General features: G+C 72.8%; 13 protein-coding genes. 3 read left to right on the top strand and 10 right to left on the bottom strand.

Features of this window, described 5'->3' with window-relative positions; genetic code table 11:
- Positions 1–178 precede the first annotated feature (178 nt).
- The 4 genes from ACIRVF_RS40960 to ACIRVF_RS40945 all read right to left on the bottom strand — a co-directional run bounded on the left by ACIRVF_RS40960 (position 179) and on the right by ACIRVF_RS40945 (position 4,520).
- Complete coding sequence (locus tag ACIRVF_RS40960) at positions 179–2,746, bottom strand: ABC transporter permease (protein ID WP_402829805.1); 2,568 nt, start codon at positions 2,744–2,746, stop codon at positions 179–181.
- Between the two features lie 19 nt (positions 2,747–2,765).
- Positions 2,766–3,551, bottom strand: a complete 786-nt coding sequence (locus tag ACIRVF_RS40955) for an ABC transporter ATP-binding protein (protein WP_402829802.1) — start codon at positions 3,549–3,551, stop codon at positions 2,766–2,768.
- Between the two features lie 255 nt (positions 3,552–3,806).
- Entirely contained in the window at positions 3,807–4,361 is a 555-nt protein-coding gene (gene ssuE / locus ACIRVF_RS40950) for an NADPH-dependent FMN reductase (RefSeq protein ID WP_402829801.1), read from the bottom strand.
- 81 nt (positions 4,362–4,442) lie between these two features.
- Positions 4,443–4,520: a putative leader peptide gene (locus tag ACIRVF_RS40945; protein WP_355212135.1), complete on the bottom strand. Its 78-nt coding sequence runs from the start codon at positions 4,518–4,520 to the stop codon at positions 4,443–4,445.
- A 179-nt stretch (positions 4,521–4,699) separates the two neighbouring features.
- Between ACIRVF_RS40945 and ACIRVF_RS40940 the strand changes: the two genes are divergently transcribed.
- Positions 4,700–5,980, top strand: coding sequence for an LCP family protein (locus ACIRVF_RS40940; protein ID WP_402829798.1), 1,281 nt, complete (start codon positions 4,700–4,702; stop codon positions 5,978–5,980).
- Positions 5,981–6,205: 225 nt separating this feature from the next.
- Here ACIRVF_RS40940 and ACIRVF_RS40935 read toward each other — a convergent pair whose 3' ends face one another.
- On the bottom strand, positions 6,206–7,009 hold the full coding sequence (locus ACIRVF_RS40935; protein ID WP_402829796.1) for an arylamine N-acetyltransferase: 804 nt from the start codon (positions 7,007–7,009) through the stop codon (positions 6,206–6,208).
- 168 nt (positions 7,010–7,177) lie between these two features.
- A complete protein-coding gene (locus ACIRVF_RS40930) occupies positions 7,178–7,672 on the bottom strand; it encodes a peptidylprolyl isomerase (protein ID WP_402829793.1) in 495 nt (164 codons plus the stop codon).
- A gap of 219 nt (positions 7,673–7,891) precedes the next feature.
- On the opposite strand from ACIRVF_RS40930, the gene ACIRVF_RS40925 reads away from it, so the two are divergent.
- A complete protein-coding gene (locus ACIRVF_RS40925) occupies positions 7,892–8,272 on the top strand; it encodes a MerR family transcriptional regulator (protein ID WP_402829791.1) in 381 nt (126 codons plus the stop codon).
- A gap of 63 nt (positions 8,273–8,335) precedes the next feature.
- On the opposite strand, the gene ACIRVF_RS40920 is transcribed toward ACIRVF_RS40925, so the two are convergent.
- On the bottom strand, positions 8,336–8,509 hold the full coding sequence (locus tag ACIRVF_RS40920) for a hypothetical protein (RefSeq protein ID WP_402829788.1): 174 nt from the start codon (positions 8,507–8,509) through the stop codon (positions 8,336–8,338).
- 47 nt (positions 8,510–8,556) lie between these two features.
- Between ACIRVF_RS40920 and ACIRVF_RS40915 the strand changes: the two genes are divergently transcribed.
- The gene (locus ACIRVF_RS40915; protein ID WP_402829785.1) at positions 8,557–9,153 is read left to right on the top strand and encodes an NAD(P)H-dependent oxidoreductase; all 597 of its coding nucleotides are present in this window, start codon (positions 8,557–8,559) and stop codon (positions 9,151–9,153) included.
- A 17-nt stretch (positions 9,154–9,170) separates the two neighbouring features.
- Here ACIRVF_RS40915 and ACIRVF_RS40910 read toward each other — a convergent pair whose 3' ends face one another.
- The 3 genes from ACIRVF_RS40910 to ACIRVF_RS40900 all read right to left on the bottom strand — a co-directional run.
- Complete coding sequence (locus ACIRVF_RS40910; RefSeq protein WP_402829783.1) at positions 9,171–9,638, bottom strand: GNAT family N-acetyltransferase; 468 nt, start codon at positions 9,636–9,638, stop codon at positions 9,171–9,173.
- Between the two features lie 223 nt (positions 9,639–9,861).
- Positions 9,862–10,728 (bottom strand): oxidoreductase, encoded by an 867-nt coding sequence (locus ACIRVF_RS40905; RefSeq protein WP_402829780.1) that lies wholly within the window; start codon positions 10,726–10,728, stop codon positions 9,862–9,864.
- A 164-nt stretch (positions 10,729–10,892) separates the two neighbouring features.
- Positions 10,893–10,987, bottom strand: a 95-nt coding sequence (locus tag ACIRVF_RS40900) for an acyl-CoA dehydrogenase family protein (protein ID WP_132919430.1), incomplete at its 5' end; no start/stop codon positions are given.

The raw sequence follows: 10,987 nt of genomic DNA, 5'->3' as shown, positions 1-10,987 counted from the left end.
GTCGGTTGGGGGGGGGGGGGGGTGTTGACCGCGGTTCACCGGGGCGTCGCGGGCGGGCGCCTGGTGGTCCCCGGGCCCCCCGGGGGGGGGCGGGGGGGGGGCCCCCCCCGCCCCCCGCTCCCCCGTTCCCCCGCTCCCCCGTTCCCCCGTGGGTGACCCGACGTCCCCCGTCGCCGGGTCAGTCCGTCGCGATGGCCGCGAGGACGTTCATCCGTCCGGCCCGGAAGGCCGGAACCAGGGCGGCGACCAGGCCGATCACCACCGAGGAGACCAGCGTCACCACGATCGTGGTGGTCGGGACGGAGAGCGTCCCGAGGCCCTGGTCCCGCAGCACCCGCTGGGCGGTGACGCCCCAGGCCAGGCCCAGACCGGTGCCGAGGACGGCGCCGAACAGGGCGATCACCACGGACTCCAGCCGGATCATCCGGCGCAGCTGGCGGCGGGAGATCCCGATCGCCCGCAGCAGGCCGATCTCGCGGGTCCGCTCCACCACCGACAGCGCCAGGGTGTTGACCACGCCGAGCACCGCGACGGTGATCGACAGGCCGACCAGGCCGTAGATCAGGTAGAGCAGGGTGTTGACCTGGGACTGCACGAGCTCCTTGTAGCCGGCCTGGTCCTTGACGGTCAGCTGCGGGTACTGCTGGAGCGCGTCCTGCAGGGCGGTGAGCGTCCTGCCGACGTCGGCGCCGGAGGCGGCCTTGGCGTAGAAGGTGCGGTCGACGGGCTGATCGGCCGCCGGGACGGCCTCGGCCATGGTGGCGAAGTCGACGAAGGAGGCGTCCCCGTAGAGCGAGTCCTTCGCGAACACCACGCCCACCGGGAGCACCTGGGTGTGGCCGCCGGCGTAGTGGACGGTGATGCTGTCGCCGACGTTGAGGTGGTGGTCGGTGGCGAAGCCCTCGCCGATGCCCAGCGATCCGCGCCCGATCGACTCCACCGCGCCGGACTTGACCGGCAGCCGGAAGTCCGTCGTGAAGAAGGCCGGCGGCACCGCGGCGATCCCGGCCCGAGCGGTCGTGCCGTCGGGCAGCTGGAACCTGGCGTCGAGGTCCTTCTCGGTGGTGACGTGGTCGATGCCCGGGGTCCGTTTCACCGCGTCGATCATCTCGGCGGTGACGCCGGTCTGGCCGCCGCGGATGATGTAGTCGACCCCCACCGACTTGTCGATCTGCGCGCTGGCCGAACTGACCGCCGAGGAGCTGAACACCGAGGAGCCGATCACCAGCGCCAGGCCGATCATCAGGGCGGCGGCGGTGGCGCCGGTGCGGCGCGGGTTCCGCATCGCGTTGCGCTGGGCGAGCTTGCCGGAGGGCCCGAACAGGGCCGGGAGCAGGGCGCCGAGCACCTTGATGACGACGGTGGCCAGCAGCGGGCCGAGCACCACGAACCCGATCAGGGTGAGCAGCAGGCCCAGGCCCAGGAGCTGCCCGCCGGTACCGGCCTTGTCCGCCGTGCCGGCGAGGACCAGCAGGCCCGCGCCGCCGCCGGTGAGCAGCACCCCGAGGACCGTGCGGACCAGGTTGGAGCGTGCCTCGGCCGGGGTGCCGTGGTCGCGCAGGGCGGCCATCGGTGCGATCCGGCTGGCCCGGCGGGCCGGGATCCAGGCGGCGACGACGGTGATCAGGATGCCCACCGCGTAGCCCGCGACGAAGACGTCGGGCCCGATCTCCAGGTCGCTCGCGTCGAGGTCCATGCCGATCGCGTTCATCAGCTTGATCAGGCCGAAGGCCACGCCCAGGCCGGCCGCCACGCCGAGGGTCGAGCCGAGCACGCCCAGGATCAGCGCCTCGACCAGCACCGAGCCGTTCACCTGCCGGCGGCTGCCGCCGATGGCGCGCAGCAGGCCGATCTCACGGGTGCGCTGGGCGACCAGCATCGAGAAGGTGTTGATGATCAGGAAGCCGCCGACGATCAGCGAGATCCCGGCGAAGCCGAGCATCGCGTACTTCATGAAGTCGAGGCCGCTGCCGATCGCCTTGGTGTTCTCGTCCTTCTGCTCGGCCGCCGTCTTGACCTGGAAGCCGCCGCCCACCTTGGCGAGGGCGTCGGCCTTGAGCTGGTCGTTGCTGCGGCTGCCGTCACCGAAGGCCTCGACGGAGGTGTAGGCCTGTTCGCCGAGCAGCACCTGCTGGGCGGTCGCGGTGTCCAGGAAGGCGAGCGCGGCGCCCGGGTTGGTGGTGGTGAAGGTGGCGATGCCGGCGATCGTGTACGGGTGCCGGCCGGCGGCGTTGTCGACCCGGATCTTGTCGCCGACGCCCAGCGCGGCCTTCTTGGCGGTGTCCGCGTCCAGCACCAGCTCGCCGGAGTTCTGCGGGACGTGCCCGGAGGTGATCCGTACCGGGTTGCGGGGGGTGTCGGTCCAGTTGCCGACCAGGGTCGGCGCGCCGCTGGTCGGGCCGACCAGCTTGTTGGTGGCCGGGTTGACCAGGATCGCGTTGCCGACCATGACCTGGCCGACGGCGGTCTTCACGCCGGGTACCGAGGCGACCTGCTGGGCGAGCGCGGCCGGGACGGTGGCGGGCTTGTCCCCGGCCTGCTGCTCCTGGTCGTCGGCCGGCTTGGGCGGCTGGACCGAGATGTCGGAGGCGGTCGCGGCGAACAGCTTGGAGAAGGTGCTGGTGGCGGTGTCGGAGAACACCAGGGTGCCGGACACGAAGGCGACCGACAGCACGACGGCGATGAGCGAGAGCGCCATCCGGCCCTTGTGGGCGAAGAAGCTCCGCAGTGAGGTCCTGAGCAGCATGGTTTCGTCGTCCCGCCGCTCAGCTGGTGCGCTTGCCGTCGAAGCGGCGCATGCGTTCGAGGACGGAGTCGGCGGTCGGCGCGTGCATCTCGTCGACGATCACGCCGTCGGCGAGGAAGAGCACCCGGTCCGCGTAGCCGGCGGCGACCGGGTCGTGGGTGACCATGACCATGGTCTGGCCCAGCTCGTCCACCGAGCGGCGCAGGAAGGTGAGCACCTCGGCGCCGGCCCGGGAGTCCAGGTTCCCGGTGGGCTCGTCGCCGAAGATGATCTCGGGGCGGGCGGCCAGCGCGCGGGCCACCGCGACGCGCTGCTGCTGGCCGCCGGAGAGCTGGGTCGGGCGGTGCTTGAGCCGGCCGGCCAGGCCGACGGTCTCCACCACCTGGTCCAGCCAGGCCTGGTCGGGCCTGCGGCCGGCGATGTCCATCGGCAGGGTGATGTTCTCCAGCGCGTTCAGGGTCGGGAGCAGGTTGAACGCCTGGAAGATGAAGCCGATCTTGTCGCGGCGCAGCCTGGTCAGCTGCTTGTCCTTCAGGCCGGTGATCTCGGTGTCGCCGATCCGGATCCGCCCGGCGCTGACCGTGTCCAGGCCCGCCAGGCAGTGCATCAGGGTGGACTTGCCGGAGCCCGAGGGGCCCATGATCGCGGTGAAGCGGCCGCGCTGGATGTCCACGTCGACCGCGTCGAGCGCGGTCACCTTGGTCTCGCCCGATCCGTAGGCCTTGGTCACCTGGCGGGCCGAGGCGGCGACGGCGGACGGTCCGCCGGGAAGCTGGGGGTCGTACACGGCTGCTGCCGTCGTCACTGGAGTCTCCTAAGAAGTGGCCCACCCGTTGACCCCCACCCTCCCGGCACGGTCGGGTGGCGGACCCGACGGAACCGGGCCGCCTTCGGAGGGGCGGGGATGTGAGAACCACGTTAGGAGTCGCCGTCGGAGGGCTCGTCCTCCGCCGGAATGAAGCGGTGCAACCAAGGTTCTACGGGTGCGGCACCCCCTCCCCCTAGGGGGTGCCGCGGGCCTTCTCGGGGTCGCCCCGTACGGGGTCGCGCGGGCGGCCGCTCAGCCGGTCAGGACGGGTGCGGCCAGGCGTTCGAGGGCGTCGGCGAAGCCCTCGACGACGGGGACGAGCTGGGCGTCGGTCTCGCACTCGACGAGGGTCGTGCCGTCCTCCGCGGCGGTGATGTGGCGGTCGAGCACGAACCAGCCCTGGGTGACGTGGCCGGCGCCCATCGAGCTGAGCACCGGGCGCAGCGCGTAGTCCACGGCGAGGACGTGCGCGGGCGAGCCGCCGGTGGCCAACGGCAGGACGGCCTTGCCGGCCAGGGCGTACTGCGGGAGCACGTCGAGCAGGGCCTTGAGCAGGCCCGAGTAGGCGGCCTTGTAGACGGGGGTGCCGATGACGACGCCGTCGGCGCGGGCGAACAGCTCGGTGACGGCGACGATCTCCGGGTGGTCGAAGTCGCCCGAGAGCAGCGCGTGCGCGGGCAGGCTGCGGGCCTCGAAGGGGACGACGCGGTGACCGCGGTCCACCAGGCGGGCGTCGACGTGGCGCAGCAGCCGGGTGGTGCGGGAGGTGGCGGACGGGGAGCCGGAAACGGACAGGACGGTGGCCATGGTTCACCTCTGGCTGGAAGCGGGGGCGCTTCGCAGCGGCCGCTGCTCGGCTGCTGCGGTGGGGGATGGGCGAAGTGCGCTTCAGCCGCGACAGAGGGAACCGGACACGCGCTGCAGGTCGACGTGCCGCCGACGCGTGAGTGCCCGCCCCTGGTCCATGCCTGGAATGCAAACACGCTGCGTTCGGAGCGGTCAAGAATCGTTTCGGCGCTCGGAACGCGGGTGACGGGCGCGTTTCACGCCGGAACGATCCGGTGCGTGCATCAAAACTGCTACAAGAGGCCTGGCGGGGGCCCCGGGGGGAGTCAGCGGTACCGGGGTCGGGCATCCTCGACGGCATGAACACGTGGCAGGAGGGCCGCCCGGGCGGCGGCGGGAACCCGTACGGAGGCAACGGCGGCGGTGCGGCGGCCGAGCCGCCGCTGCCGGCCGGGCTGAACCCGCGCGGGCCGGGGGCGCCCGCTCCGCACCGGCCCGGGCCGTCCCGCCTCGGCGGCGTCCCGCCGCAGGCCGCGCCCGGAGGCCCCGGCCGTCCGGGCCCCGGTGGTCCCGGTGGCCCGGGCGGACCGGGTCGCCCCGGGGGCCCGGGCGGTCCCGGCGGCGCCCCGCCGGCCGGTGCGCAGGCCCGGCGCTGGCCGCGGCGGCGGATCGTGAAGTGGACGGTCTTCGGCGTGCTGATCGCCGTCATGGTGACCGCGGTCTCCACCTGGTTCTGGGCGGACTCCAAGCTCAACCACGAGAACGTGCTGGCCGACTACCCGGGCCGTCCGGCCGCCGGCAAGGGCACCAACTGGCTGATCGTCGGCTCCGACAGCCGCGAGGGCCTCAGCGAGTCCCAGATGGACACCATGCACACCGGGCACGACGTCGAGGGCAAGCGCAGCGACTCGATGATGATCCTGCACATCGGGGACAACGGGAACACCCTGATGAGCATCCCGCGCGACTCCTGGGTGCCGATCCCCGAGTACAGGACCAGCGGCGGGAAGACCGTCAAGGCCACCAGCTCGAAGATCAACTCGGCCTTCGCCACCGGCAGCGGCCGGCTCCTGGTGCAGACCGTCGAGCTGAACACCGGCATCCACATCGACCACTACGCCGAGATCGGCTTCGCCGGGTTCGCCGGCATCGTCGACTCCATCGGCGGCGTCGAGATGCACATCGACCAGGACATCAAGGACAAGGACTCCGGCCTCGACCTCAAGGCCGGCGACCAGACCCTCAACGGCACCCAGGCCCTGGCCTTCGTCCGCCAGCGCCACCAGATGGCCGACCAGGACCTCGGCCGGATGCGCAACCAGCAGAAGTTCCTCGGCGCCCTCGCCCACCAGGCCGCTTCCCCGGGCACCGTGATGAACCCGTTCACCTTCTACCCGCTGGTCGACTCGGCGCTCGGCACCCTGATCGTCGACGACGACTGCGGACTGACCGACCTGGGCTCGCTCTTCCTCGCCATGAAGGACGTCAACGGCGGCTCCGGCAAGACCCTCACCATCCCGATCGGCAACGCGGACTACCGCACCAAGACCGGCGAGTCGGCGGTGCTGTGGGACACCAACAAGTCCAAGCAGGTCTTCGACGCCTTCAAGAACGACACCGCGGTGCCGGACTTCAAGTAACCGGACACAGGGTGCGACCACCCCACGACAACGGGTGGATGTCACTCGTCACCGCATGCGTCCACCACCGACGCCACCGCCTCCTGGGCCGCCTGGTCCAGGAGGCGCTCGCGCTCTACGGCATGGAGGTCCCGGCCGCCTGCGGGATCTGGGCCGGGGTGCCCGCGCGCAGGGTGGGGACGCGGGAGGGGAGCTGGGCGCCCCGGCTGCGGTGTCCGGCCGACCTCAGGCGGACGGCGCCGCCGGCAGCCCGTCGAGCGCGATCCCGAAGTGCTCGCGGTAGGCGGACAGTGCGGCGGCCTCGGTGAGCCGCTCCTCGGTGCGGCCGCCGTCGGGGGCGGTGCGGATCAGCCGGGTGCCGCTGAGCGTGGTCCGGCCTCCGTCGGGGGCGAGCAGCGAGCAGGTGGTCGAGCGGGTGAAGTGGGACTGCGGCGAGGTGGTCTGCCACCAGCAGGTCGGCCCGAAGTCGGCCAGCCGGTAAGGGCGTTGGTCCAGCCGGTACTGCGGCTCGCCGTCCATCAGGACGTCCAGCTCGCCGTGGCCGCCGTACGGGCGGACGGTGAACGCGCCCTGGGGGTCGGCCTGTTCGCCGCGCTCGTCGAGGCGCAGCGGCAGCTCGCTGAACCGGCCGAAGCCCACGTCGACCAGCCAGGGCCCGTCCAGGTCGACGCGCAGCGCCAGGTGGGCCAGCGGCGGCCCGGGGTGGCCGCCCCCGAAGGTCCGGGCGGCCAGCAGGCTCACCCGGTAGCCCAGTGAGCGCAGCAACTCGGCGAAGGCGCCGTTGAGTTCGTAGCAGAACCCGCCGCGCCGCCGGTCCACCAGCTTCGCCACCAGCGCCGCCGGCTCCAGCACCACGGGCTCGCCGAGGTGGATGCTCAGGTTCTCGAACGGGACCGCCCGCAGGTGGGCCCGCTGCAGCCGGGCCAGCCCGTCCGCCGAGGGTGCCCCGGGGTCCGTGACCCCGATCCGCTCCAGGTACGCCGCCCGGGCGGCGGCGGTCAGCCCCTCGTACGCCTGCTCGTGATCCATTCGTCCATTCCACCCCGGACCGGGGCGGCGGGCCATCGGTCCTTGGGCCTAGGGCCTGGGCCTGGGCCCATGGACCGGCGGCCCCGGGAACGACACCGCCCCGGAGTGGGAAGCCGGCCGAGCCGACTTCCCACTCCGGGGCGGTACGCGTGCCGGTGGCCGCGGTGACTACTCGACCACGCCGGACTTGGCGATCTTGATGTCGGCCGAGGTGCGGCCGCTCTGCGAACCGAGGCCCTCGATCTTCTTCACGACGTCCATGCCCTCGACGACCTCGCCGAAGACGACGTGCTTGCCGTCCAGCCAGTCGGTGACGATGGTGGTGATGAAGAACTGCGAGCCGTTGGTGTTGCGGCCGGCGTTGGCCATCGACAGCAGGCCCGGGCGGTCGTGCTTGAGCTGGAAGTTCTCGTCCGCGAACTTCTCGCCGTAGATGCTCTTGCCACCGGTGCCGTTGTGGTTGGTGAAGTCACCGCCCTGCAGCATGAAGGCGGGGATCACGCGGTGGAAGCCGGAGCCCTCGTAGCCGAAGCCGTTCTGGCCGGTGGCCAGCTCGCGGAAGTTGCGGGCGGTCTTCGGGACGACGTCGTCGTACAGCTTGAAGACGATGCGGCCGGCCGGCTCGTCGTTGATGGTGATGTCGAAGAAAACGTTGGAACCCATGCAGGGATCATGGCACGACCCGCAGGCCGCCGCGCGCCACCCCCGGCACACCCCCTGGTGACGTCGGCGTGTTATCCGGCGAGCGTCGGGTCGTCCGTACAGCCCTCGGCGCCCCGGTGGTTTCGGCGTTCTCCGTCGTGCCCGGACGGTAGAAGCTAACATCGATGTCAGGTTCAAGCCTTCGGCCGGAACGGCGGAGCGAACAGCGGGGTGGACGGCATGCGGATCGGTGAACTGGCCCGGCGCACGGGCGTGAGCGAGCGCTCGCTCCGGTACTACGAGCAGCAGGGGCTGCTGGTCGCCCGGCGCACCGCGGGCGGCCACCGGGAGTACCCGGAGATGGCGGTGGACCGGGTGGTGCACATCCAGGAGCTGTTCGCCGCCGGGCTGCACAGCCGGACCATCTACAAGATCCTCCCCTGCATGCGGGACTCCGACGGCGGCCCCAGCGAGACCGCCACCCCTCTGCTGGTCGAGGAACTCACCTCGGAGCGGGACCGGATCGACCGGATGATCAGCGATCTGCTGCGCTCCCGCGAGGTGCTGGACGAGGTGATCGCCGGCGCCTCCGGGGAGCCGACGGCGGCCGGGGCTGCGTAGCGGCGCAGCGACGATACGGGGCGGCGATGCGGGGCGGCGGCGTAGCGGCGGCGCGGGGGCGGCTCAGGCCTTGAGCTTGCGCCAGACCGTCCCCAGGGCCGCGATGTCCGCCGCGTCCAGCCGGTCGGTGAACACCGGGGCCAGGGCGGCCCGTCGGGTCGCGTCGGCCTCGGCGAAGAGGGCGCGGCCCTGCGCGGTCAGCTCCACACAGTGCCCGGGGCCGCCCGCCGGCGCCACCGCCGACCAGTACGATCGGCCTCCAACCAGCCTGAGGGGGGCGGAACATGAACCGGATCGGGGTCTACCTGGCGCATCCGCGGCCGGGCAGCTTCAACCACGCGCTGTACGACGCCGTGGTGGACGAACTGCGCGGACGCGGCTGCGAGGTGCTCGCCCACGATCTCCACGCGGAGGGCTTCGACCCGCTGCTCACCGCCGAGGAGACCGGGACGGTGGCCGCCGCCGGGGGCAGTCCCGACCCCCGGCTCGCCCTGCACCGCGCCGAGGTGGCCAGCCTGGATGCGCTGGTGCTGATCCACCCCAACTGGTGGGGCATGCCGCCCGCGGTGCTCACCGGCTGGGTGCAGCGGGTGCTCGCCCCCGGCGTCGCGTACAAGCTCGGTACGGCCGACGGCGAACCGGCCGGGCTGCTGCGCGCCGGGCGGGCCCTGGTGCTCAACACCTCGGACACCCCCGCGGCCCGGGAGCGCGACGAGTTCGGCGACCCGCTGGAGCGGATCTGGGCGGCCTGCGTGCTGCCGTACGTCGGGATCACCGACGTACGGCGGACGGTGTTCCGCACGGTCACCGACTCCCCCGCCGGCGAACGGGCCGCGTGGCTGCGGCAGGCCCGGGAGCAGGCGGCCGCGCTGGTCGGCTGAGCCGCCGACCGCCCCCGCTACAGCTCCAGCTCCGCCACCTCCTGGTCGCCGCTCAGCTCACCGGTCGGGCGGAAGCCCAGCCCGGCGTAGAACCCGGCGGGCCCGTCCGGGCCCGGGTGGTAGGTGACGGTCGCCCGGGTGCCACCGCGGCGGCGGATCTCCGCACAGACCTGCTCGACGGCGAAGCGCCCGTAGCCGCCACGCTGCCGCTCCGCGTCGACCAGCAGACGCCAGAGGCCGGAGCGGGGGCTGTCGTCGGGGCGTTCCGGGTGGAACCGGACGTCGAAGAAGGCCATCACGAAGCCGACCGGCCGCCCGCCGTCCAGGATCAGCCGGGGCCAGGCCGTCTCCCCGTGCACGTACGCCTCGGCCAGCGACTTCGCCACCGGCGCGACCAGGCCCTCCTGGTCGGGGCGCACCCGCAGGGCGAGGGCGGCGTCGATGTTGTCGGGGGTGAGCACGGCGAGGCTGAGGTCAGAAGGCATGGCGGGCAGCCTAGGGACTGTCTTCGAACTCCCGTCGTCCCCCCGGGGGGCGGGCGGGGCGGCGTCGGGGTGCGTGCATCGCAAGGCGGAGGAGGGAGCCACTGCGGAGCATTGGCGACCGACGACAACGCGGCGAGGTGCGTGCCCCGGCGCCGCCGCGCAGGCGGGAGACAGGCCCTTGGGAGGCCGACCGCCCGCCGTCGCCGGATTCACCGGCCCGGGGTCACGCCCCGGCCGGGTAGTCGGTGCCGCGGCCGACCGCCGCCCAGGCCTCGGCCTCCTGGCGCGCGCCGTCCAGGTGGCCCAGGACCGCGTCCACGGCGTCGGTGCCGAGCGCGAGCCGCAGCGGGGTCTTCTCCGCGGCCAGCGCGGCCAGGATCGCCTCGGCGGCCTTCACCGGATCCCCCGGCTGCTTGCCGTCGGAGTCCGGCAGCCCGGTCCGGACCGGGCCGACCACCGGCTCGTACGCGTCGATCGGGGCACTGTGGGCCAGCGCGCCGCCGCCCGCGAAACCGGTCCGGAAGGCGCCCGGCTCGACGATCAGCACCTTGATCCCGAAGCCGGCCACCTCCAGGGCCAGCGCCTCGGACAGCCCCTCCAGGGCGAACTTGGTGGCCGAGTAGGCGCCCACGCCGGGGAAGGAGAAGCGGCCGCCCATGCTGCTCATCTGCACCACGGCGCCGGCGCCCTGCGCCCGCATGTGCGGCAGCACGGCGCGGGTGAGCGCGGCCGGGCCGAAGAAGTGGAGGTCCATGAGGTCCCGCAGCTCGCGGTCGGTGGACTCCTCGACGGCGCCGATCAGGCCGCGGCCGGCGTTGTTCACCAGGACGTCGATCCGGCCGTGCCGCCGCACGGTCTCCTCGACCACGGCCGGGATCCGCTCCTGGTCGGTGACGTCCAGCTGCACCGGAATCACCCGGCCCGGGTGGGCGGCGGCCAGTTCCGCCAGGGTCTCGGGGCGGCGGGCGGCCGCGACGACGGTGTCACCGGCCGCCAGCGCGGCCTCGGCGATCGCCTGCCCGAAGCCGGAGTTGGCGCCGGTGATCAGCCAGACCTTGCCGTCGACGTGCTGCTCGGGGGTGCTGCTCATGATCGGTAGTCTCCCGCAATGATCGCGCCGTGCACAGAAGTTGACGATCATTTATGTCACCGGAGAGGGCGGTTCGTCCAGGAGGGTTCGACGGCGGACGACGAACGGCCCCCGACCTCAAGCGGTGCGGTCGGGGGCCGTTGCGAACCACGAGCGGACAGGCCTTACGGCAGGTTGCGGGCCATGACGATCCGCTGGACCTGGTTGGTGCCCTCGTAGATCTGGGTGATCTTCGCGTCCCGCATCATCCGCTCCACCG

The organism is Kitasatospora sp. NPDC101157 (assembly GCF_044768255.1).
Lineage (GTDB): Bacteria > Actinomycetota > Actinomycetes > Streptomycetales > Streptomycetaceae > Kitasatospora.
Note: the sequence above shows the minus strand (reverse complement) of the source record. Positions and strands in the feature narration are given on the sequence as shown.